Raw genomic sequence first — 23,297 nt, 5'->3', positions numbered from 1 at the left:
TCGCTCGGGCATGCTGCAATTCGTTCCCTGTCTGTCTGCCCGTAGATTTGCGATACCCTGCATCTGCATGATTCTAGATCACCGCTTCCTCGAGGAACGGTTCGTTGCGCGCGATCCTTTCATAGCAGAATGGCGAAAGGTCCAGCGTCTGGAACGCGCCGTGGACGATCAGCTCCGACACCGCACGGCCGACCGCCGGCGACTGCTGCAGGCCGTGCCCCGAAAAGCCGTTGGCGAACATGAAGTTCTTCACTTGCGGGTGGAAGCCGACAATGCCGTTGTGGTCGAGCATGTTGTATTCGTAATGGCCGGTCCAGCTCGTCTGCACCTTCAGCGCGTCGAAGGCCGGGATGCGGTGCCAGAGCGCCGGCCAGATATGGTCGTCGAACTCCTCGAAATGCATTTCGAAGTCGTCGTAGCTGGCCGGCCCGTCGCCCTGCGGCGTGTTGCCGGTGAGGAAAAGCTCGCCCTCCGGCCGCACGAATGTGCCTGAAAGGTCGATGACATTGGGCATGCGGCCCGGGATCGCATTGGCGCTGGCAAACACGAAGCTGTAGCGCTTGTAGGGCGCGACCGGAATGGACAGCCCGGCCATGGCGGCGACCTGCTGGGCTCGCGGACCTGCCGCGTTGACCAGCGTTCCGCAAGCGACCGTCTCGCCCGTCGAGAGCCGCACCGAGACGACCCGCCCGTCAACGACGTCCAGCGCCGTCACGGCATTGTCGATATATTCGACACCGCTGCCCCGAGCGGCGCGGCGAAAGCCGTTCAACATGCCCATGGAGTCGAACCAGCCCTCTTCGCGAGCGCCCCACGAACCGCCGCCGAGATCGTCGACATTCAGCCACGGAAAACGTTCCTTCAAGGCGCCCGGTTCGAGGAAGACGGTATGGGCGCCGAGGCTGCGCTGCAGCTCGACCCGTTCACGCGCCGCCTCCACACCCTCGGGCGAGCAGCAATAGAGATACCCGTGCTCCTTGAAGCCGAGATCGGGCGCCGGCTCGTTCGTGTAGAACGGGGCCATCCGCTCCTGGAAACCACGGATGATCTCGATGCCGAACTGGCTGATCTTCACATTGATCGGATTGGAATATTGCTGGCGGATCGCGCTGGTGGAAAGCGCAGTCGAGGAGAATTCGTAGCTTGAGTCGCGCTCGACCACGAGGATCGAAGCGCCGCTGCCCAGCGCCTGGCTCAGCCAATAGGCCGTCGACGAGCCGACGACCGCGCCGCCGACGATGACGATGTCATAGGCGTTGCGCGACGGTGCTTTGTATGGGGGGATTGCCATGATTATGCCTACCGATTGAACGAGGCGACCAGGGCGTCCGAACCCCGCGCCAGCAAGCCGAGATCGGAACCGACCGCCACCATGGTGAAGCCGTCGGCGAGGTAGCGGTCCGCATCGGCCTTCACGGGAGCCAGGATGCCGCTGGCCTTGCCTGCCGAGGCGGCGGCCTTGCGTACCGACGATATCGCCTCCTGCACAGGCCCGGCGCCAGGATTGCCCATCGCGCCCATATTGGTGGAGAGGTCGCCCGGCCCGACGAACAGAACGTCCACACCGTCCACCGCCGCGATTTCGGCGGCGTTCGCGACACCAGCCCCGTCCTCGATCTGCACGGCAAGCAATTGCTGCTCGCGCGCCTTGGCGTGGTAGCCGGCGATGCGACCGAAAGCATTGGCGCGGTGGCCGACCGAGAAACCGCGGAAGCCGCCCGGCGCATAGGTCATCGCGGCGACGATTGCGCGCGCCTGCTCGGCCGTGCGCACATTCGGGATCATCAGGCTGCGGGCGCCGACATCCAGCGCCTGTTTCATCAGATTGGGATCGTCGGATGGCAAGCGCACCACGGCTTCGCAGGGAAACGCCGCCGCGACCTGCAGTTGCGCCATGATGCTGCGCAGGTCGTTCGGGCTGTGCTCGCCATCGATCAGCAGCCAGCCCGCCCCGGAGCCTGCAACGACTTCGGTGGTGAGCGCCGAAGCCAGGGAGCACCAGATGCCGATATGAGCCCGGCCGGCCTGTACAGCCGCCTTCAGCGAGTTGACGCGCTCCTGCATGTGCGATCGGTCTCCAGTCGTGAAGAAGGTGCATTGAAATTTGTATGATGTCCTATATCATATGCCTAACTTGAGCTGCAAGGCGCTTCGGCGCCGCATGGGAGTTGCCTATGAAAATCGGCTTCATCGGACTTGGCGTCATGGGCGCGCCGATGGCTCGGCATCTCGCCGATGCCGGGCATGAGATCGTCACGGTCCTCAACCGCTCTCCCCTGCCGGAGGCCCTCGACGCATCGGTGGTTGCCTCTCCCGCCGAGGCGGCGCGGGCGTCCGAGTTCGTCATCACCATGTTGCCCGACACGCCCGACGTCGAGCGCGTCCTGTTCGGGCAGAACGGCGTGCTGGAAGGAATTTCGGCCGGCAAGCTGGTCATCGACATGAGCTCGATCAGTCCAATCGCCACGGCCGGCTTCGCCGCGAAGATAAGGCAGGCAGGCGCAGGCTATCTCGATGCGCCGGTCTCCGGCGGTGAGGTCGGCGCCAAGTCGGCCAGCCTCACCATCATGGTCGGCGGGCCGGCCTCCGAATTCGAGCGCGCGCTGCCGATCTTCGAGAAGCTCGGCAAGAACATCACCTTGATCGGGCAAAACAACGGCGCCGGCCAGACCTGCAAGATCGCCAACCAGATCATCGTCGCGCTCAACATCGAGGCCGTCGCCGAGGCGCTGGTCTTCGCCAGCAAGGCCGGTTGCGATCCGGCAAAGGTGCGCGGCGCGCTGATGGGTGGCTTCGCCTCGTCGCGGGTCCTGGAGGTGCATGGCGAACGCATGATCGCCCGCAGCTTCGCGCCGGGTTTTCGTGTCCGGCTGCATCAGAAGGATCTCAATCTTGCGCTGGAAAGCGCCCGCGCGCTCGGCGTTGCCTTGCCGAGCACCGCAACGGCACAACAGCTGATGAATGCCTGCTCGGCCCGGGCGGGCGGCGCGGAGGCCGACCATTCTTCACTCGTTCGAGCCCTCGAAATCCTCAGTCATCACGAACTCTCAAACGGAAAGGAATAACGATGCGCGGAACCGGCAAGGCCGATGTCTTCGTCATGCTGGCCCATCCCGTAGGCCATGCGAAAAGCCCCGGCATCTTCAACGATATCTTCGAGCAGAAGGGGCTCGACAGCCTGATGGTGCCGCTGAGTTGCCGCCCGGAGGATTTCGACACGTTCTGGGCCGGCATCACGGCAGCCGAGAACATCCGGGGCGTGATCATCTCGGTGCCGTACAAGGTTCCGGTCTTCCACAAATGCGCCGCCGCCCATGATCGCGCTTCGCGCGTGCAGAGCGCGAATTCCGTCCGGCGGCAGGCGGACGGCACCTGGTATGCCGACAATTTCGACGGCGTCGGCTTCATCGAAGGACTGAAGGCCGGCGGACACCGGATCGCAGGCAAGCGCATCCTTCAGGTCGGCGCCGGCGGCGCGGGCGCCTCGCTGACTTACTGCCTTGCCGAAGAAGGCGCTGCGGAAATCCGTCTGGCCGACATCGACAAGGAACGCGCGCAAAAACTCGCTTCGCTGGTCGGCAAGACTTTTCCCAACTGCCGCATCGAGATCGGAGGACCCGATCCGTCCGGCATGGATATGGCGATCAACGCCACGCCGTCCGGGCTGAAGGCCAGCGATCCATTGCCGATGGACGTCAGCAGACTGACGCCGCAGATGACGGTCGTCGACATCATCATGGAGCCGGCCGAGACGGCACTGCTCAAGGCGGCGAAGGAGATCGGCTGCCGCATCCAGCCGGGGCGCCCGATGATGGATTTCCAGGTCGAGGCCATGGCCGAATTCTTCGACATCGAGCGCAAGGATCGCCGCAATGGCTGACGCACCGACCGCCGTCGTCATCGGCGGCACGTCCGGCATAGGCCGCGCGATCGCCGAGCGCTTCGCCGGGGCCGGCTATCAGGTTGTCGTCGCCGGCCGCGATGCCGTCCGAGGCAAGGAAGCCGCCGACGCTTGCGAGAGTGCCGGCGCGCCGCGCGCTCTTTTCGTGCAAACCGATGTCGCCGATCCCGCCTCGGTCGAAGGCTTGGCGCGAGACGTCAGCAATGCGTTCGGCACGCCACAGGTCGTGGTCAACTGCGCCGGTATCCTGCAAAGCGGCAAGCACGTTCTCGACCAGGATCTCGACGAAGACGAGCGGATGTGGCGCATCAACTATCGCGGCACGCTGCTCGGCTGCCAGGTGTTCGGCCGGTTGATGTCGGCTGCCGGGCGCGGCGCGATCCTCAATGTCGGCTCACTTGCCTCTTTCGCGCCACTGTCGCTGCCGGCCTACACGCCGGGCAAGCATGCTGTCCTGGCGCTGACGCAAATGCTGGCCGCCGAGCTCGGCCCGCATGGTGTTCGCGTCAATGCCGTGGCGCCCGGCTACACGCTGTCGGACGGGCTGAAGGCAAAGATCGCCAAGGGCGAGCGCAACCCGCAAGCCATCCAGGCTACGACTGCGCTGCGCCGCTTCGTCGAGCCGCGCGACGTCGCAGAGGCTGCCTTGTTCCTCTGCTCCGACCGCGCCGCGTCGATCACCGGCGTCACGCTTCCGGTCGATGCCGGCTGGCTCGTGCAGGCGCCATACGCGCAGTACCTGCAAGGCAACCCCATCCGGCAGACACCGGCAATCTGAGAGAGAACAAGTGAGCGACATTCAGCGCTTCGACTTCGACACCCGCATCCATCACGGCGTCATCCACAACGGGACGCTCTACCTCACCGGCCAGGTCGCCCGGCCCGGCCAATCGGCGGCCGACCAGATGCGCGAGGTGCTCGGCAAGATCGACGCACTGCTTGCCAAGGCAGGCACGGACAAGACGCGCATCCTCCACGTCCAGATGTGGCTGGACGACGTGCGCGATTTCGACGAGGTCAACACGGTCTGGGACGCCTGGATGCCGAAGGAGCACGCGCCCGCGCGATCCTCCGGCGAAGGCCGGATGGCCAAGCCCGGCATGCTGGTCGAACTGATCGTCACCGCGGCGGTTTGAATGGTCCTGCCGGTTCGGGCATCATCCCCGAATCTGGGTCGAGCGTTTCAGCGTTTCACGGAAACGCCGAACCGCTCTATCTCTTTGTTTCTACGCAATTCCCGACGGAAAACCGCTACACACTTTTCCTGGAATTGCTCTAGGGGAGACCGATGACGAAGCGCAAGCCGCTGTCCACCGTCGTGGCGGAGAGCCTGTCCGAAAAGATCCGCTCCGGATCGCTGGTTCCCGGCGCTCAACTGCCGACGGAGGCGGAACTTTGCGCCGAATACGACGTCAGTCGCACCGTCGTGCGCGAGGCGGTGGCGCGGCTGCGCTCAGAGGGCATGGTTGTGCCGCAACAGGGGCGCGGCATGTTCGTCAGCGAAACGCCCGCGCCGCGCAATTTCTCGATTCCGGAGGAGGCGCTGCGGACATTGCCGGAGACCATCGCGTTGCTTGAGCTCAGATTGAGCGTCGAAGTGGAATCCGCCGGGCTCTGCGCGGAACGGCGGACCGACAAGGAGGCAAGCGACATCCGCGCCATGATGGATGAGATCGACGCCCGGCATGCGGACCCCACCGCCGTCCAGATCCACTACGACTATGATTTCCACCTCGCCATCGCCAAGTCTGCGCGCAATGAATTCATCCACGGCTTCTTGAGCTATCTCGGGCCGATGATCGTGCCGCGATTCCAGCTCGGCTACGTGGTCGAGCCCGCGCTCAAGGACAGCTACTACGCGCGCATCCACAGCGAGCACAAGGCGATCGTCGATGCCATCGAAAGCCAGGACGCAAGCAAGGCCCGCCAGGCGATGCGCAAGCATCTGCAGAACAGCCTGGGACGTGTGCGCGCGCTGGCGAAAGCTTCGGGCATCGAGGCCACCGAAGCAGAACAGAAAGCCGCCGCCGCCTCGCTTTTCACCGATCTGAGAAAGCCCTTGCCGACAGCCGGATAGTTTCGCCGGCTTTGACGTCGTTCGCCTCCGTCGCCGCGCGCCAAGCCAGTCGTTCGCGAAAGCCGTGTTTTTTCTCGGTTTGCGGCCAACGGCCCGCTCCCGCGCGCTGAAAACGTTGTTTTCCTTGGGCTGTCTGCATTTGCCGCCGCACCGGAAGGTTGGAATATTCCGGTCGGCAGCAAGGCTTTCGAAAGTTTATCTTTCCTTTTTGCTGGTTTTCTTGGTTTCGCGGCGTCGGCCCGCGCCGCACACTGAAAACCAGGCAAATGGGGAAGCCGCAAATGGGGAAGCCCAAGTGACGACAGCCTTCATCACCGGAGCGACGAGCGGCATGGGACGGGCGATGGCGATCGCGCTGAGCGACGCCGGCTACGACGTCTATGCGGCCGGCCGCAGCCAGGCGGCGCTCAAAGACCTGCAGGCCGAGCGCCCGGGCATCGTCCCCATCGCCGTCGACGTCACCGATCGTGAGGCGCTGGAAGCGGTGCTGGCGGATCTCACCATCGATGTGCTGATCAACAACGCCGGCATCATGCCGCCGCTCGGCAATTTCGCCGACATGAAGCTCGCCGACATCGACACCACGCTGGAGGTGAACCTCAGCGCGGCGATCCTGCTCACCCGCCTCGTCGTGCCGCAGATGCGCGAGCGGCAGTCGGGGCACATATTGTTCACCGGCTCCGTCGCGGGCCACGCCGCGTTCTCCAACATTGCCGTCTATGCGGCCACCAAGGCTGCGATCTCCGGCTTTGCCGCCGCGCTGCGCGCCGACCTCTCCCCGTCCGGCGTGCGCGTCACCGAGATCGTCGCCGGCCGTGTCGAGACGCAGCTCTACCAGGACATCCTAGACGCCAAGGCACGCGCCGCCATGTACGCCAGCAAGGTGGTGCAGCCCGACGACGTGGCCCGGATGGTCGTCACGGTGCTCGCGCTGCCGGCATGGGCCGACGTTACCCGTTTCGACATCATGCCGACCTGGCCGACCTCGCCCAGCGGCACCAAGTAGGGAAAACTGCAATGAAGGATCTTTCCGTTCTGATCGTTGGTGGCGGCGCCGGCCTCGGCGCGCTCCTGGCCAAGATGGCTGTCGAGGCTGGGGCGGCAAAGATCGGCATCATCGACATCAACCAGCAGGCCGCGGAGGGCGCGCTCGAACCGGCGAAGGCTAAGGGCCTGCCGACCGCGGCGGCGACTGGCGACATCCAGGTCGGTCCGCAATGCCACGCCGCCTTCGACGCCATCGTGGCCAAACTCGGGCGCGTCGACACGCTGATCAACTGCGCCGCCATCTATCCGCGTCGGCCGCTGCTCGAAATCACCGACGCGGACTGGGACGCCTCCAACGGCATCAACATCAAGGGCACCTACCATATGATGGTGGCGGCAGTCCGCCATATGCAGGCGCAGGAGCCGAAGGATCAGGTGCGCGGGCGGATCGTAAATCTCACTTCCGTCGACGCCTTCAAGGCGCATCCGCAGAACGCCCATTATGCAGCGACGAAGGCAGCCGTCGTCAGCCTGACGCGGTCCTTCGCGCACTATGCCGCCAAGGACGGCATCCTGGTGAACTCCGTGGCGCCGGCCGGCATGGCTACCGAGAAGGCCAAGGCACTCGGCTTCCTCGAGGAACTGGCCAAGGCAAGTCCGCTCGGCCGTGGCGCCGAGCCCACCGAGATCGCCGAATGGGTGCTGATGACCGGCGGCCCGAAGAACACCTACATGACCGGAGAAAACGTAATCGTTTCAGGCGGTTACATCTACGCATAGCGTCCCGGCGGCCTGGCGCCGCCGGACATATGGCAGTGCATGATTGACGGAGCTCGAACGAAAGGAGGCGGAATTACCATGACCGGCAAGCTTCGCCTTCCTTCGCTGAATGCGCTTCGCGTCTTCCACGCCGTCGCGCAGCACAAGAGCTTCCGGCAGGCTGCTGACGAATTGCTGGTCACGCCGCAGGCGGTCGGGCAGCAGATCAAGCTGCTGGAAGACACGCTTCAGGTGACGCTGTTCGAGCGCAGGGGCCGGTCCATCGAATTGACCGAGTCGGCGATCCTGCTCTCGCACTACGTCAAGGCGGGCTTCGACGAGTTCTCCGAAGGCGTGCGCCGCGTCACCAAGTCGAACTACCGCGACCGCATCAACCTCAATGCGAGCCCGTATTTCGCGACGCATTACCTGCTGCCAAGGCTTTCGCTGTTTCGCGAGATGCTGCCGGGAGCGGACCTGCGCCTGACCACGATGGTCGACCTGCCCGACTTCGGCCGCGACGATATCGATATGACGGTACAGTGGGGCTACGGCAACTGGCCCGACTACGAGGTCACGCTGCTGGTGCCTGACCCCAAGATCATCTGCTGCACGCCGGCGATCGGCGAGAAGATCAAGTCGGCGCATGACCTGACGCGTTTCACGCTGCTCGACACGGTCAAGTCGAAGCGCCTGTGGCCGGACATATTGCGGCACCTCGGCGTGGAGCTGACCGACGGAGACCGCAGCATCAGCTTCGACGACGCGGCGACGATGCGCCGGGCGACCTTGCAAGGCATCGGCGTCGGCCTCGTCTCCGTCATCGACGCCGAGGAGGATTTTCGCTCCGGCGCGCTGGTCGCGCCGATCGGCCGCGACGCCATCGCCGATATGAAGCCGGAAGAAGTCCCCGGCTTCTACCTCGTCGTCCCGCGCGGGCATCTGCGCGTGAAGGCGGTGGCCGCGCTCCATCGATGGCTGGCCCAGGAGGATTGGCGCAGCGACCTCAAGATCTCCTTGCCGAAACCGACCCCGCTTTCCGACTGACAAGCGGCTTCGAGACCGAGCTCCGAAAGGCATCCTACGGGCTCCAACAACAAGAAACGGAACAACCTCAACAGTGGAGACAATCAAAATGAAAATGATCAAATGGGGGGCCGCCGCCATGGCCCTGGGCCTCGTTCATCTGGCCGCACCCGCTGAAGCCGCCGGCGGCAAGACGCTCGAAACCGTCAAGGCGCGCGGCGTGCTCAACTGCACCGGCCATGACGGCTCCTATCTCGGCTTTGCCGAGGTGGACGATAAGGGCAACTGGAAGGGCATGGACATCGACCTCTGCAAGGCGGTGGCCACGGCCGTGTTCGGCGATCCGGCGAAGCTGAAGATCGTTCCGATCAGCTGGGCGCAGCGCTGGCCGTCGCTCCAGTCGGGCGATGTCGACATCATCATCAAGGCTTCGGGCGGCACGCTCAGCCGCGACACCGAGCTCGGCCTGCAATTCTCCATGTCCTATTACCTCGGAACCACCAAGGTGATGGCGCATAAGGAGCTGAACCTGAAGTCGCTCAAGGACGCCAATGGCGGCACGATCTGCATCCCCGCCGGCACCTCGCAGGAGCAGCAGGTCGCCGCCTACGCCCAGAAGCTCGGCATCAAGCTCGAGCCGGTGCTGATCGAAAAGACCGAAGAGCTGGAACAAGCCTATTTCTCCGGCCGCTGCGATCTCTATGCGCAGTGGGGTCCGACGCTGGCCATCGCCCGCATCGCCAAGAGCAAGGTCGAGGACCATGTGATCCTGCCCGACGTACTCGCGGTCGAGCCCGAAGTGATGATCATGCGCCAAGGCGACGACAATTGGGTGGACATCGCCAACTGGACGCTGAGCACCCTGATCTTCGCCGAGCAGGAAGGCATCACCTCCAAGAATGTCGACGAGATCAAGGCCAAGCCGACCTCGCCGCAGGTGGCGAAATTCCTCGGCGTCACGCCGGGCATGGGCAAGGGTCTCGGGCTTTCCGACGACTGGGCCTACAACGTCATCAAGAAGGTCGGCAATTACGGCGAGATCTTCGATCGCGATCTCGGCAAGGATTCGCCCTACAAGATGGATCGCGAGCTGACCAACCTGTGGAACAATGGCGGCGTCCTGTTCCCGCTGGTGATCGATTGATCCCCTTGGTGATCGTTTGATCCGCGTCTGAAGTTATCCTGCTCTGGGCTCCGCCTGGCTTGCGCCGGGCGGAGCCGGCAGCAATTCGAGAAAGATAGGTCGATGGTCAGCCTGCTGAGAAATCAGAAGGTCCGCAACGCGCTGTTGCAGGTTCTCTATGTCGGCGCGCTTGCGGCGTTTGTGCTCGCCGGCGTGGTCATCGCCCGGCGCAACCTTGCCGAGCAAGGGATCACCTCCGGCTTCGACTTCCTCTACAAGTCGACGGGCTGGGACGTGAACTTCTCGCTGCTGCCCGCCACGGCCAACGATCCCTATTGGTGGTTCTTCCTCATCGGCATCATCAACACGCTGTTCCTCGGCACCGTCGGGCTGATGCTGGCGACGCTGGTCGGAACGATCGTCGGCCTGGCACGAACGTCCTCGAACGAATTGGCGCGGCTGCTTGGCCGCACCTATGTCGATATTTTCCGCAACATCCCGCTGATCCTCCAGGTCTTCTTCTGGTACGCCGTCATCACGCACCTGCCGACGCCGCGCGCCGCGCATGAGGCATTCGGCATGCTGCTGACCAGCCGCGGCCTCTACTTGCCGATCCCCAATGTCGGGGCCATCGCGTTTGCGGCGGCGATACTTGCCGTGATCGCGGCAATCGCGCTTCCCGTCTGGCTGGGCAGGACGTCGCGCCTTGGCCAACCATTCGGCGAGCGGCTCGGCATTCAACTGGCCGCGGCGGCGACGGCGCTGGCCACCGCCGCCGTCATCCTGGCGCTCGGTCGCTTGCCGGACCTGCCACTTCTCGACTTCCCCGCCTTGCAAGGCCTGAATCTCAAGGGAGGCCTGCGTATTCCGCCGGAGTTTTCCGCGCTGGCGATCGCCATCGCCATCTATGGCGGTTCCTACATCGCCGAGATCGTGCGCGGCGGCTTCAAGGCGGTGGGCAAAGGCCAGATGGAAGCGGCGCTTTCGCTGGGCTTGAGCCCGTGGCGCGTGTTCACGCTTGTGCGGTTGCCGCTGGCGCTGCGCGCCATGCTGCCGATCCTCGCCAACCAGTATGTCTGGCTGATGAAGGCGACGACCATGGGTATCGCCGTCGGCTTCACCGATTTCTTCATGATCGTGGCGCTGACCATCAACCATTCCGGCCAGACGCTGGAAACCATCGGCATCCTGATGGCGGGTTTCCTCGCCATCAACCTCAGCCTTGCCGCCATCTTCAACCGCATCAACAAAGCCATTGCCCTGAAGGGCAATCAACTGAGGGCGTGAGAGATGGAGATGGTCGTTGTCGCTCCCCCTGCCCCGGGAAAGGTCGAAGACCTGAAGCGCCGCTTCTTCGCGACGCCGCTCCAGGCGCTGCTATCGCTGATGTCGCTGGCGATCATGGCGTTCGTCGTCTGGAAGCTGCTCAGCTGGGCAGTCTTCTCGGCCGTATTCACGACCAGCGGCGGACCCGAGGCCTGCCAGGCGGCGGCCGGCGCCTGCTGGTCTGTCATCGCGGCAAGGTGGCGCATTATCTTCTTCGGCCTCTATCCCTTCGAGGAGCAGTGGCGCTCGGCGCTTGCCTGTGTGGCCGTCGTGGTGATGACGGTGCTGAGCTGCATCCCGGCCTTCTGGACGGGCCGCCGCATCGCGCTCGTCTGGGGAGCAGGCACGGCCCTCTATTATGTGCTGATGAAGGGCGGCGTGCTTGGACTGCCCTATGTCGGCGAGGAAGCCTGGGGCGGCCTGGCGCTCACCCTCTTCATCTTCGTCACCACCTGTCTGATCGGCTTCCCGCTGGCGATCTGCCTGGCTCTGCTGCGGCGCTCGGAACTTCCCTGGATATCGCGGACCACCGCCCTCATCATCGACGGGGTTCGATCGCTGCCGCTGATCTCGATCCTGTTCACCTTCGCCATCGTCCTGCCCTTCGCGCTGCCGCAATGGCTGGTGGGCGACAAGCTCTATCGGGTCATCCTCGGCTCCGCCCTGTTCTTCTCGGCCTACCAGGCCGAGATCGTGCGGGGCGGCATCCAAGGCGTGCCGGCGGGACAGGAAGAAGCCGCCATGGCTCTCGGCATGAGCTACTGGCAGCGTGTCGGCCGCATCCTTCTGCCGCAGGCTATGCGCAACGCGCTGCCGGCGACGATCAACCAGTTCGTGATCTCGTTCAAGGAAACCTCACTGGTGGTCATCGTCGGCTTCTTCGAGATCCTGGCCTCCGGCAACGCCGCCTACGGCACCGGCGAATGGCGCTTCGCCTATGTCGAGGTCTATGCCTTCATCGCCTTCATCTACTTCGTCTTCGTCTTCAGCCTGTCCCGCTACGGCGCCTTCCTCGAGCGCCGCATGTCGGTCGGCGAACGGTGAGGAGGCGGTAGACATGAATTCGGGCAAAGCTTCCGGACCGGCGGTCCGCATCGAAAACCTCGACAAACACTACGGGACATTCCATGCGCTGCGGAAGGTGAACCTGTCCGTCGGGCGGGGCGAAAGGATCGTCGTCTGCGGTCCTTCCGGCTCCGGCAAGTCCACCATGATTCGCTGCATCAACCGGCTCGAGCAGCACGATGGCGGCCGCATCACCGTGCTCGGCACCGAGATCAACGACGATGTCGCCAACATCGACGGGATCAGGCGCGAAGTCGGCATGGTGTTCCAGCACTTCAACCTGTTCCCGCATATGACGGTGCTGGAGAACTGCATGATCGCGCCGATGATCGTGCGCAAGCTGCCGCGCACGGAAGCGGAGGCGACTGCCCGGCGCTATCTTGAGAAGGTCCGCATCCCCGAGCAGGCGATGAAGTTTCCCGGCCAGCTCTCCGGCGGCCAGCAGCAGCGTGTGGCGATTGCGCGGGCGCTTTGCATGCAGCCGCAGATCATGCTTTTCGACGAGCCGACCTCGGCGCTCGATCCGGAAATGATATCGGAGGTGCTGGACGTGATGGTGACGCTCGCCTCCGACGGCATGACGATGATCTGCGTCACGCATGAGATGGGCTTTGCGCGGCGTGTCGCCGACCGGGTGGTCTTCATGGACGGCGGAGAGATCGTCGAGGAGGCGCCGCCGGAAGAGTTCTTCACCTCTTGCCGGAACGAGCGCACGCGACAATTCCTGTCGCAGGTCCTGGGTCATTGAGCCGTACGGCCTTACTGTCTATACGCGGCTCATCCACATCTCAGGTACCCAGATGGCTGATCTCGTTATCGCATTGCAGGCAATCCTCGGGCCGAAAGGCTGGCTTTCCGGTGGTGACGCCGAACCCTACCACCGCGATTGGCTCAACCGCTATGGCGTAGCGCCTCTTGGGATTGCCAGGCCTGCCAGCACCGCGGAGGTGGCGGCAGTCGTAAACATATGCAGGGAGGCAGGCGTGGCGGTGATCCCGCAAGGCGGGAACACCGGCCTGTGCGGCGGCGCCGTCGCCGATCGGGCGAACGCGGCGATCGTCTCGCTTTCACGCATGACGGCGATCGGCGAACCGGACCTGGAGAGCGGATCGATCATCGTCGACGCGGGCGTGGTGCTTGCCGCGCTGCATGAGGCGCTGGAAACGCATGGCCTGATGTTTCCGATGCATCTCGGCGCCGAAGGCAGCGCCAGGATCGGTGGCCTGATCGGCACCAATGCCGGCGGCAGCCAGGCGTTTCGCTTCGGCATGATGCAGGATCTGGTGCTCGGCCTCGAGGTCGTGATGCCGGACGGCACGGTGTGGGACGGTCTTCGCGCCGTGCAGAAGGACAATGCCGGCTATCAGCTGCGCAAGCTGTTCTGCGGTTCGGAAGGCACGCTCGGCATCGTGACACGCGCGGTGCTTCGGCTCTATCCCACGCCAAAGCAGCAGGCGAGCGCGCTCTTGGTGATGTCCGATTTCGCCGCCGCCGTGTCCTTCGGGGCCTTCCTGCGCGGCGAGGCCGGAGAATTCCTGGCCGGGCTCGAGTTCTTTTCGGACGTCGGCCTGACGCTCGCGCTCAAGCATCTGCCGGATCTTGCCTATCAGCTGGAGACGAGGGGCGACGTCTATCTGCTCGTCGAAGTGGCGTCGGGCTCGACGCGCGTCCCTCTCGACGAGATCCTGGCTTCGGCGCTGGAATGGGGCATGGAGCAAGGCCTGGTCGTGGATGGCGCGCTGGCCAATTCGGGCGCGCAACGGGCGCAGTTCTGGCGGCTGCGCGAGGAGCAGCCGGAGGGCCAGCGGCTGGAGGGCGAGCAGCTCAAGCACGACATCTCCGTGCCGCCGGGCGCGATCGCGCGCTTCATCGAGGCCGGCGCGAAACTATGCCACGACATTCTTCCCGGCGTGCGGATCAACCCGTTCGGCCATCTCGGCGACGGCAACATCCACTACAATCTGTCGCCGCCGGAAGGCCGCGCCGATTTCGACGGCAAGGCTGGGGCATTCGCCGAGGCGCTGGCTGCCTTAGCCACCGACATGGGCGGCAGCTTTGCCGCCGAGCATGGGCTCGGCCGCGCCAAGATCGCCATGGCCGACCGTAACCGCGGCTCCACCGAGCGTAGCCTGATGGCGCGGCTCAAACGCGCATTCGATCCGCAGGCTACGATGAACCCCGGTGTTCTGGTGCGGATTCCATAGCAAAGAAAAACTTTCGTATGGATCGCATTTCTTGATTTCGCGCCGGCCCGCCGCGGTGCAGGTATAGTTGCAAGGGCAGGCCCGGTCCGCTTGCCGCCAGCTTTAAGAGGATGTCGAAGCATGGTCCGCAATGGCGGTCGCCTTCTTGTCGAGTGCCTCATTGCCTTGGGTGCCGCCAAGAGCTTTGGCGTTCCCGGCGAGAGCTATCTGGCCGTCCTCGACGCGCTGCACGATACCCATGGCAAGCTCGACTACGTGCTTTGCCGCAACGAAGGCGGCGCGGCCTTCATGGCTTCCGCCTATGGCAAGCTGACGGGCACACCAGGCATCTGCTTCGTGACGCGTGGCCCCGGCGTGACCAATGCCAGCATCGGCGTCCACACCGCCATGCAGGACTCCTCGCCCATGATCCTCTTCGTCGGCCAGGTCGGCACCGACATGAAAGGCCGCGAAGCCTTCCAGGAGATCGATTACCGGGCGGTCTACGGGACCGTCGCAAAATGGGCGGTCGAGATCGACGACGTTGCGCGACTTCCCGAGATCGTAGCGCGCGCCTGGACCACCGCCTTGACCGGCCGGCCCGGCCCCGTCGTCGTCGCGCTGCCCGAAGACATGCTGACGACCATGACCGAGGCCGCGCCGCTCAGCGGCCCTGCTTCGATTTTCGAAGCCGCTCCGTCGCGGGATGCCGTCGCGGCGGCGCTTGAGATGCTGGCTGCGGCAGAGAAGCCGGTGCTGCTCATGGGTGGCGCCAACTGGACGACCGATGGACGCGCCGCGCTCCAGGCCTTCGCCGAGGCTTCAGACATCCCTGTGGTTGCCGCCTTCCGCTACCAGGACCAGTTCGACAACCATTCGCCGGTGTTCGTCGGCGAAGCCGGCGTCGGCATGGTGGCGCATGTCAAGACGCTGATCCGCGATGCGGACGTGATCCTGGCCGTCAATGTCCGCTTCGGCGAGATGACGACGGACGGCTACACGCTGCTCGACGTTCCGGTGCCGCGCCAGAAGCTGATCCATGCGCACGGCTCCGACCGCGAGATCGGCAAGATCTATGTGCCCGCGATCGGCATCCACGCCGGCCCGAACACTTTCGCCAAGGCCCTGACACCGGTGAAGGGTGGCTGGGCCGACTGGCGCGCGGCGGCGCGCAAGGCCTATAAAGGCGCCTTCGCGGCACCCGTACAGCCCGGCCCGGTCGACATGGTCGCGGTCAGCGCCTGGCTGCGCGAGACCTTGCCGGCCGACGTCATCCTCACCAACGGCGCCGGCAATTTCACCGTATGGCCGAACAAGTTCTTCAAGTTCGGACCGCAGGCGCGGCTGCTCGCGCCGCAATCCGGCGCCATGGGCTACGGCCTGCCGGCGGCAGTCGCCGCGAAGGTCGCCTATCCGGACCGCACTGTCGTCTGCTTTGCCGGCGACGGCGACTTTCAGATGAATTGCCAGGAGCTCGGCACCGCCATGCAGGCCGGCGCGCAGCCGATCGTGCTCATCATCAACAACGGCGTTTACGGTACGATCCGCGCGCATCAGGAACGCAACTATCCGGCCCGCGTCTCCGGCACCTCGCTGGAAAACCCGGACTTCGTGGCGCTGGCAAAGGCCTATGGTTTTCACGCCGAGCGCGTCGAATCGACCGGGGATTTCGCCGCCGCCTTCGATCGGGCGCTCGCCTCGACAACGGGCGCGGTCCTCGACATCGCCATCTCGCCCGAAGCGCTCACGCCCCGGCAAACCCTTTCCCAGATGCGCGACGCCGCGCTCGCTTCGCAGAAGGCCAAGGCATGACCTCCAGATCAGACGACATCCGTCTCGGCGCCGACATTGGCGGCACCTTCACCGACATCGCGCTCGATGTCAGGGGAACGATGTTTTCGACCAAGGTGCTGACCAATTATGCGGCGCCCGAGCAGGCGATCCTCGACGGTATCGACGTGGTGATCCGCGATGCCGGAATTTCTGCAGCCGAGATCGGCATCATCATCCACGGCACGACGCTCGCCACCAACGCGCTGATCGAGCGGCGCGGCGCCCGGACCGCGCTGGTCACGACCGAAGGTTTTCGCGATGTGATCGAGATGCGGACGGAGAACCGCTTCGAGCAGTACGATCTGAACCTGCAACTGCCGACGCCGCTGATCCCGCGCGAGGACCGCTTCACGGTCAGGGGCCGCATCGGCGCCGAGGGACAGGAGCTGCAGCCGCTCGACGAGGCCGCGCTCGAGGAGATCGCCGACCGGATCGCTGCCGGCAATTTCGGCTCGGTGGCGATCGGCTTCATCCACGCCTACGCCAACCCCGACCACGAGCGTCGCGCCCGCGATATCCTCTCCAGGAAACTCACCATCCCGATTTCGATCAGCGCCGAGGTCTCGCCGCAGATGCGCGAGTTCGAGCGCTTCAACACGGTCTGCGCCAACGCCTATGTGCGGCCGCAGATGGCTGACTACCTCGCCCGCCTGCAGACGCGGCTGAAGGACATGGGCGCCGACTGCCCGGTCTTCATGATCCATTCGGGCGGCGGCCTGATCTCGGTCGAAACCGCTTCGGAATTCCCGGTTCGCCTGGTCGAATCCGGCCCTGCGGGAGGCGCCATTTTCGCCGCCGATATCGCCCGGCGCTTCGGGCTCGAAAAGGTCGTCTCCTATGACATGGGCGGCACCACCGCCAAGATCTGCCTGATCGAGGATTTTGCGCCGCGCACGGCGCGGACCTTCGAAGTAGCCCGCACCTACCGCTTTTCGAAGGGCTCGGGCATGCCGATCTCCATCCCGGTGATCGAGATGATCGAGATCGGCGCCGGCGGCGGCTCGATCGCCTGGGTCGACGCCATGGGCCGCATTCAGACCGGACCGGAAAGCGCCGGCTCTGAACCCGGCCCCGCCTGCTACGGCCGCGGCGGCAAGCGTCCGGCGATCACCGACGCCGACCTCGTGCTCGGCAAGCTGGACCCCGACAATTTTGCCGGCGGCGCGATCAAGCTCGACACCGCCGCGTCCGAGCAGGCGATCCTGCGCGACGTCGGCGAGCGCCTGTCGCTGAATGCCACCGCGACCGCCTTCGGCATCTGCGAGGTGGTGGACGAGAACATGGCGAATGCCGCCCGCGTCCACGCCGTCGAAAACGGCAAGAACATCTCCGACAATCTGATGATCGCGTTCGGCGGTGCCGCCCCGCTTCACGCCGCAAGGCTTTGCGAAAAGCTCGGGATCGACCAGTGCATCGTGCCGCGCGGCGCCGGCGTCGGGTCGGCGATCGGCTTCCTCAAGGCGCCGTTCGGCTACGAAGCCTTGGCGTCGAAGCTGACGCGCCTGTCGCACTTCAAGCCGGCCGAAGTCAACGCACTCCTCGCCGATCTCAAAGCCTCCGCCGAGGGTTTCGTGCGCACCGGCGCCAGCGGAAAAATCGTCTGCGAAATCACCGCCTTCATGCGCTATGCCGGCCAGGGCTGGGAAATCCCCGTGCCGCTGGCGGACGAACCGTTCGGCGACGATGCCGTGGCAAAGCTCAAGGAGCTGTTCGAGCAGAACTACCAGCGCTTCTTCGGCCGCGCCATCGAAGGCCTCGACGGTTTGGAGATCGAGATCGTCACCTGGTCGGTCAAGGCGACGGATGTTCGACCCGCCGTTGCGAGGCACGAGCTGACCAAAGGCAAAAAGACGAACGAGCCGACAACAACGCGCGAGGTCTTTGACCCTGTCAGCGGCGCCTCGCGAACCTATGGTATCGTCGAGCGCGACACGCTCTGCACCGGCGACCGCGTCGCCGGTCCGGCCGTCATCGTCGAGCGCGAGACGTCCACCGTCGTCACCACCAGCTTCGACGCCGTCATCCAGAGCGACGGCGCGATACTCCTGATCCGCAAAGGCAGCCAGGCATGAGCGACCCAGGCATGAACAGCATTGGCGAAATCCGCATGCAGGTCATGTGGAACCGGTTGATCTCGGTGGTCGAGGAGCAGGCGCTCACTTTGCTGCGCACGGCCTTCTCGACCTCCGTGCGCGAATCCGGCGACCTGTCGGCCGGCGTGTTCGATCCGCGCGGCCAGATGCTGGCGCAGGCGGTGACCGGCACGCCGGGCCACGTCAACACCATGGCCGAGGCGGTGCTGCATTTCATGCACGCAATCCCGCGCGAGGAGATGTTCGAAGGCGACACCTATGTCACCAACGACCCTTGGCTCGGCACCGGCCACCTGCATGACATCACCATGGTGTCGCCGTCCTTCCTCAACGGCGAGCTCGTGGCCTTCTTCGCCTGCACCGCGCATGTCGTCGATGTCGGCGGCCGCGGCTTCGGCGCCGACGGCAAGTCGGTCTATGAGGAAGGCATCCAGATTCCGATCATGAAGTTCGCGGAAAAGGGCAAAGTCAATCTTGATCTCGTCCGCATCCTGCGCGCCAATGTCCGCGAGCCCAACCAGGTCGTCGGCGACTTCTACTCTTTGGCCGCCTGCAACGAGGTCGGCCACCGGCGCCTGGTCGACATGATGAAGGAGATCGGCCTGGCCTCGCTCGGCGGGCTCGGCGACTTCATCTTCTCGCGCACCCGCGACGCGATGCTCGAGCGCATCGAGGCGCTTCCGAAGGGAAGCTGGTCGAACGAGCTGGTGACCGACGGCTATGACGAGCCGGTCAAGCTTGCAGCCACGGTCTCGGTCCGCGACGACCATGTCGAAGTCGATTTCACCGGCACCGATCCGATGAGCCGGTGGGGCATCAACTGCCCGATCATCTACAGCAAGGCCTATGCCTGCTATGCGCTGAAATGCATGGTGGCGCCCGACATTCCCAACAATGCCGCTTCGCTCGCCTTTTTCACCGTGTCGTCGCCGGTCAACATCCTGAACGCGGTGCGGCCGGCGCCGGTGGCGCTCAGGCATATTTTCGGCCACATGGTTCCCGATCTGGTGCTCGGCGCCTTCTCCAAGGCGTTGCCCGGAAAAATCCTTGCCGAAGGCGCCGGCGCGCTCTGGAACATCCATATTTCGGCGCGCCCTGTTGCCGGCGCATCCGGCCGGCGCGCCGAGGTGCTGATGTTCAACTCCGGCGGCATGGGCGCCCGCCCCGAGCTCGATGGCCTGTCGGCCACGGCCTTTCCGTCGGGCGTGCACACCATGCCGATCGAGGCGACCGAGCATACCGGGCCGATCGTCATCTGGCGCAAGGAACTGCGGCCCAACTCCGGCGGCGACGGCGAATTCCGCGGCGGCTTGGGGCAGGTTATCGAGATCGCAGCGACCGATGGCCATGAATTCGACTTCTCGGCCATGTTCGACCGCGTCAATCATCCCGCCCATGGACGCAACGGCGGCAAGCCGGGCGTCGCTGGTGTCGTCAAGCTCGACGACGGCACGAAGATGCGCCCGAAAGGCTGGCAGCATGTGCCGGCAGGGCGGCGGCTGATCCTCGAACTGCCGGGCGGCGGCGGCTATGGCGATCCGGCCAAACGCAATGCGGCCGCGCGAGCCAATGACCGGTCCAAGGGTTACATCACGGAGAACGACTGATGAGCTATGTTGCCTCGCGCCTGTCGGCGGTGAAGCCCTCGGCTTCGATGGCGGCTTCGCAGGCCGCCAAGGCGCTGCGCGCCAAGGGCGTCGACGTGATCGATCTCGGCCTGGGCGAACCCGATTTTCCGACACCGCATCACATCGTCGATGCCGCTCATTTCGCCGCCAAGGCCGGCCAGACACTCTACACGGCCGCCGCCGGCACGGTCGAAGTGCGCGAAGCCATAGCCGGCAAATTCCGCCGCGAGAACGGGCTGGACTACACCGCCGATGATATCGTCGTCGCCAACGGCGCCAAGCAGATCATCTTCAACGCGCTTATGGCGACGCTCGAGACCGGCGACGAGGCGATCCTGCCGGCGCCCTATTTCGTCTCCTACCCGGAAATGGTGAAGCTGCTCGGCGGCACGCCGGTCGTTGTCGAATGCCCGGCGACCACCGGCTTCCGGCTGACGTCGGCGCTCTTGGAAAAGGCGATCACGCCAAGGACGAAGTGGCTCTTCCTCAACATGCCGGGCAACCCGTCCGGCGCGGTTTATTCGCAATCCGATCTGAAGGCGCTGGGCGCTGTGCTGGCGAAGCATCCGCAGGTGCTCATCCTTTCCGACGAGATCTACGAGCACATCCTGTTCGACGGACGCGAGTTCGTTTCTTTCGGCAAGGCCTGCCCCGAGCTCAAGGACCGCACGCTGATCGTCAACGGCGTTTCGAAATCCTATGCGATGACCGGCTGGCGCGTCGGCTACGCGGCCGGACCCGCGCCGCTTCTCAAGGCGATGTCGACCATCCAGAGCCAGTCCTGCACCTCGGTTTGCTCGATCGCGCAAGCAGCGACTGTCGCCGCGCTCAACGGCCCGCAGCATGAAGTCGCCCGCTTCCGCCAGGCTTTCGAGGCGCGCCGCGACCTAGTCGTCGACGGCATCCGGAAGATCAACGGCCTGACGCTGTCGCCGCCGGAAGGCGCTTTCTACGCCTATATCGGCTGCGTCAGCCTGATCGGCCGCAAGACGCCCAAGGGCGTCGTGCTGGAGGACGACGCGGCCGTCTCGAATTATCTTCTCAACGAAGGCCGGGTGGCGTCGGTGCCTGGCGTCGCCTATGGACTGTCACCCTATTTCCGCATCTCGACCGCGACCAGCGAAGAGGTGCTGACCGAGGCGATCGCGCGGATCAACGCCGCCGTCGCGCAAGTGGAGTAAGTGATGCCGCATTACGAACGTATCCTGATCACCGGCGCCGCCGGCCGGCTCGGCTCGCAGCTGCGCAAGGGGCTGGCGCCGTTGGCCAAGACGATCCGCCTGGCGGGGCGCGAACCCTTCGGCGACCTTGCGACGCACGAGGAGGAAGCTGTCTTCGACCTCGCCGACATGGAAGCCACGATCGCCGCGACCAAGGATTGCGACGCGATCGTCCATTTCGGCGGCGCGCCGCTCGAATGCGAATGGCAGACCATTCTCGATTCCAGCATCCGCGGCTCCTACCACATCTATGAAGGCGCCCGTAAACACGGCGTGAAGCGCATCATCTATGCCTCATCGGTGCATGCCATCGGCTATCACGAGATCGACGCGCATATCGGCGTCGACGCGCCGGTGCGCCCGGATAGCCTCTACGGCGTGTCGAAGAATTTCGTTGAAAGCCTCAGCCGGCTCTACTGGGACAAGTTCGGCATCGAGACGGTATGCCTGCGCATCTTTTCGTCCTTCCCCGAACCGGCCGACCGGCGCATGCTGTGGTCATATCTCTCCTTCGCCGATTGCGTGCGCCTGGTCGAAGCGTCGCTGACCGCGCCGCGCGTCGGCCACACGATCTCCTTCGGCATTTCCAACAACAAGCTGAAGATGGTCGACAACAGCGGCGCGGACCACCTTGGGTTCATCCCGCAGGACAGCGCCGAGCCATTTCGCGCCGCGGTCGAGGCCAAAACCCCTGTTCCCGATCCGAACAAGCCGTCGGTGAAATATCTCGGCGGCTGGTTCTGCGAGCTTGGCCATCCCGACGACAAGCCCACCTGACGATTCCGTCTGAGCGGAATTGCGCCACGAACGCAAAACGCCGGCAACTCGTCGAGTTGCTGGCGTTTTTCAATCGAAGCTGGTAGCGAGGCCAGGATTTGGCTTCTCTGTCCCGGGGCGTCGGCTTTGCCCTTATTGCAGGCCCCTGAGAGTTCAAATCGACCGGCCCTCACAGCCGAATAACAAAACGGCCCGCGTTGAGCGGGCCGTTTTGAGTTTGGTTGCGGGGACTGGATTCAAGCGCGCCGGCGATCCTTAAGGAAGATCCTTTCAACAAACGAATTCCGTGACAGCGCTGTATGGCAACCTGCCCAGAGCGCGCGCCCCATAGTGAGTTCACGAGGTAGCGGTCCTCTGCTATCATAAGTATCCGCGCCTGGCTCCGCACCGTCGTCCCGCGACTCCCATTAGCTCAATCCGATTGCCAAACGGATCGGACACGTACGTCCGGTAAAAACCATCAATCGGCTCGTCGTCTATGCACGCAAACCCCGCCGTGTTGAGACGCGCGCGAAGCTTTGGAGCTCGTCAACCACAAACGCCGGGTGCACCTTCTTGGCAGGGCAAAAGGCGGCCTCCACACCAGATGCACACGGGCGCGGCCAGCCTCGAACCAGCAGCCGCCCCCCGGCCGGCTTCGAGCTCGCAACCGGGCAATTTTGCGCCGCCTTACTTGGTCGCTTCGAGCTTGTCGACCGCCGCGCCGAACCCCTTGAGCGAAACCGGAATGGTCACCGGTTTGCGCGTTACCGATTCCATGCCGACGTTCAACGTCGCTCCGGATCGCATCGCCTTGAGCAGATCCGGCGCCAGCGGCGTCGCGGCATAGGCGCCGTTCTGGTCACTGGTCTGGATAGCGATCGTGACCTTCTTGCCGCTGTCGATCTGGTAGGAAGTTCCCGATGGCAGGAACAGGCCATGCGGCAGGGCCAAAAGCATGGCAAAGCCTGGGGTACCCTGCTGGCGGCGCACCGTCACAGTCAGAACCCGCTGGCCGGTCTTGGCTTCGGTGAGATTCTGCGAAACTTGGCATTGCAGTTCGGTGCCCGTTGATCCCGACGAGCAATTGACCACCCAGGGATTGGCGTCCGCGGGTTTCGTCTCTGCCGGCTTGGTATCTTCGGCCATGGCAAGGCCGGTCGCCAGCAAAAGCGCGCCGAAGCCGACGGGCAGGTATCTTTGCCTTCCAAGTACATTAAATCTCACTAATATACTCCAATTGTCACATCGCTCGGTTTATAGCCGGCTTAATCGAGTCCCAGTCGTTGGACGCAAAGTCAATGTTGCCCTACTGCAACA

The 23,297-nt window shown here is 64.5% G+C and carries 21 protein-coding genes; 18 read left to right on the top strand and 3 right to left on the bottom strand.

Annotated features, from left to right (window positions below):
* Nucleotides 1-73: 73 nt before the first annotated feature.
* A complete protein-coding gene (locus FJ418_RS14320) occupies nucleotides 74-1,291 on the bottom strand; it encodes an FAD-binding oxidoreductase (protein WP_140866422.1) in 1,218 nt (405 codons plus the stop codon).
* Nucleotides 1,292-1,299: 8 nt separating this feature from the next.
* On the bottom strand, nucleotides 1,300-2,064 hold the full coding sequence (locus FJ418_RS14315) for an aldolase/citrate lyase family protein (RefSeq protein ID WP_140866420.1): 765 nt from the start codon (nucleotides 2,062-2,064) through the stop codon (nucleotides 1,300-1,302).
* 110 nt (nucleotides 2,065-2,174) lie between these two features.
* Here FJ418_RS14315 and FJ418_RS14310 point away from each other — a divergent pair, with 110 nt between their 5' ends.
* From FJ418_RS14310 to FJ418_RS14225, 18 genes are all read left to right on the top strand, one after another.
* Nucleotides 2,175-3,065 (top strand): 2-hydroxy-3-oxopropionate reductase, encoded by an 891-nt coding sequence (locus FJ418_RS14310; protein ID WP_140866417.1) that lies wholly within the window; start codon nucleotides 2,175-2,177, stop codon nucleotides 3,063-3,065.
* Nucleotides 3,066-3,067: 2 nt separating this feature from the next.
* Entirely contained in the window at nucleotides 3,068-3,880 is an 813-nt protein-coding gene (locus FJ418_RS14305; protein ID WP_140866414.1) for a shikimate dehydrogenase, read from the top strand.
* Nucleotides 3,873-4,679 carry an SDR family oxidoreductase gene (locus FJ418_RS14300; protein ID WP_140866412.1) on the top strand — a complete coding sequence of 269 codons (807 nt, stop codon included), beginning with the start codon at nucleotides 3,873-3,875 and terminating at the stop codon, nucleotides 4,677-4,679. The genes FJ418_RS14305 and FJ418_RS14300 overlap by 8 nt, the downstream gene beginning before the upstream one ends.
* 10 nt (nucleotides 4,680-4,689) lie before the next feature.
* The gene (locus FJ418_RS14295; protein ID WP_140696701.1) at nucleotides 4,690-5,037 is read left to right on the top strand and encodes a RidA family protein; all 348 of its coding nucleotides are present in this window, start codon (nucleotides 4,690-4,692) and stop codon (nucleotides 5,035-5,037) included.
* Between the two features lie 152 nt (nucleotides 5,038-5,189).
* Nucleotides 5,190-5,978, top strand: a complete 789-nt coding sequence (locus FJ418_RS14290; protein WP_140866409.1) for a FadR/GntR family transcriptional regulator — start codon at nucleotides 5,190-5,192, stop codon at nucleotides 5,976-5,978.
* Nucleotides 5,979-6,273: 295 nt separating this feature from the next.
* Nucleotides 6,274-6,984, top strand: a complete 711-nt coding sequence (locus FJ418_RS14285) for an SDR family oxidoreductase (protein ID WP_140866406.1) — start codon at nucleotides 6,274-6,276, stop codon at nucleotides 6,982-6,984.
* A gap of 11 nt (nucleotides 6,985-6,995) precedes the next feature.
* Nucleotides 6,996-7,745, top strand: coding sequence for an SDR family oxidoreductase (locus FJ418_RS14280; RefSeq protein WP_140866404.1), 750 nt, complete (start codon nucleotides 6,996-6,998; stop codon nucleotides 7,743-7,745).
* A 78-nt stretch (nucleotides 7,746-7,823) separates the two neighbouring features.
* Nucleotides 7,824-8,771 carry a LysR substrate-binding domain-containing protein gene (locus tag FJ418_RS14275; RefSeq protein ID WP_140654347.1) on the top strand — a complete coding sequence of 316 codons (948 nt, stop codon included), beginning with the start codon at nucleotides 7,824-7,826 and terminating at the stop codon, nucleotides 8,769-8,771.
* Nucleotides 8,772-8,859: 88 nt separating this feature from the next.
* Nucleotides 8,860-9,894: an amino acid ABC transporter substrate-binding protein gene (locus FJ418_RS14270; RefSeq protein ID WP_140654345.1), complete on the top strand. Its 1,035-nt coding sequence runs from the start codon at nucleotides 8,860-8,862 to the stop codon at nucleotides 9,892-9,894.
* Nucleotides 9,895-9,996: 102 nt separating this feature from the next.
* Entirely contained in the window at nucleotides 9,997-11,160 is a 1,164-nt protein-coding gene (locus FJ418_RS14265; RefSeq protein ID WP_140866401.1) for an ABC transporter permease subunit, read from the top strand.
* Between the two features lie 3 nt (nucleotides 11,161-11,163).
* The gene (locus FJ418_RS14260; RefSeq protein WP_140866398.1) at nucleotides 11,164-12,243 is read left to right on the top strand and encodes an amino acid ABC transporter permease; all 1,080 of its coding nucleotides are present in this window, start codon (nucleotides 11,164-11,166) and stop codon (nucleotides 12,241-12,243) included.
* Between the two features lie 13 nt (nucleotides 12,244-12,256).
* The gene (locus tag FJ418_RS14255; protein WP_140866395.1) at nucleotides 12,257-13,012 is read left to right on the top strand and encodes an amino acid ABC transporter ATP-binding protein; all 756 of its coding nucleotides are present in this window, start codon (nucleotides 12,257-12,259) and stop codon (nucleotides 13,010-13,012) included.
* 52 nt (nucleotides 13,013-13,064) lie between these two features.
* On the top strand, nucleotides 13,065-14,468 hold the full coding sequence (locus tag FJ418_RS14250) for an FAD-binding oxidoreductase (protein WP_140866392.1): 1,404 nt from the start codon (nucleotides 13,065-13,067) through the stop codon (nucleotides 14,466-14,468).
* Nucleotides 14,469-14,588: 120 nt separating this feature from the next.
* The gene (locus FJ418_RS14245; RefSeq protein ID WP_140866390.1) at nucleotides 14,589-16,259 is read left to right on the top strand and encodes a thiamine pyrophosphate-binding protein; all 1,671 of its coding nucleotides are present in this window, start codon (nucleotides 14,589-14,591) and stop codon (nucleotides 16,257-16,259) included.
* Nucleotides 16,256-18,352, top strand: a complete 2,097-nt coding sequence (locus FJ418_RS14240) for a hydantoinase/oxoprolinase family protein (protein ID WP_140866387.1) — start codon at nucleotides 16,256-16,258, stop codon at nucleotides 18,350-18,352. The genes FJ418_RS14245 and FJ418_RS14240 overlap by 4 nt, the downstream gene beginning before the upstream one ends.
* On the top strand, nucleotides 18,349-19,980 hold the full coding sequence (locus FJ418_RS14235; RefSeq protein WP_246672378.1) for a hydantoinase B/oxoprolinase family protein: 1,632 nt from the start codon (nucleotides 18,349-18,351) through the stop codon (nucleotides 19,978-19,980). The genes FJ418_RS14240 and FJ418_RS14235 overlap by 4 nt, the downstream gene beginning before the upstream one ends.
* The gene (locus tag FJ418_RS14230; protein WP_140866384.1) at nucleotides 19,980-21,182 is read left to right on the top strand and encodes a pyridoxal phosphate-dependent aminotransferase; all 1,203 of its coding nucleotides are present in this window, start codon (nucleotides 19,980-19,982) and stop codon (nucleotides 21,180-21,182) included. The genes FJ418_RS14235 and FJ418_RS14230 overlap by 1 nt, the downstream gene beginning before the upstream one ends.
* 3 nt (nucleotides 21,183-21,185) lie before the next feature.
* Nucleotides 21,186-21,998: an NAD(P)-dependent oxidoreductase gene (locus tag FJ418_RS14225; RefSeq protein ID WP_140866381.1), complete on the top strand. Its 813-nt coding sequence runs from the start codon at nucleotides 21,186-21,188 to the stop codon at nucleotides 21,996-21,998.
* 669 nt (nucleotides 21,999-22,667) lie between these two features.
* Here the strand turns inward: FJ418_RS14225 and FJ418_RS14220 are convergent.
* Nucleotides 22,668-23,204: an invasion associated locus B family protein gene (locus tag FJ418_RS14220; RefSeq protein ID WP_246683043.1), complete on the bottom strand. Its 537-nt coding sequence runs from the start codon at nucleotides 23,202-23,204 to the stop codon at nucleotides 22,668-22,670.
* Between the last annotated feature and the right edge of the window lie 93 nt (nucleotides 23,205-23,297).

Source organism: Mesorhizobium sp. B2-8-3 (assembly GCF_006440815.1).
In the GTDB taxonomy this organism is placed as follows: Bacteria; Pseudomonadota; Alphaproteobacteria; order Rhizobiales; family Rhizobiaceae; genus Mesorhizobium.
The sequence above is the reverse complement of the archived record's forward strand: the minus strand, read 5'-3'. Positions and strand labels throughout refer to the sequence as shown.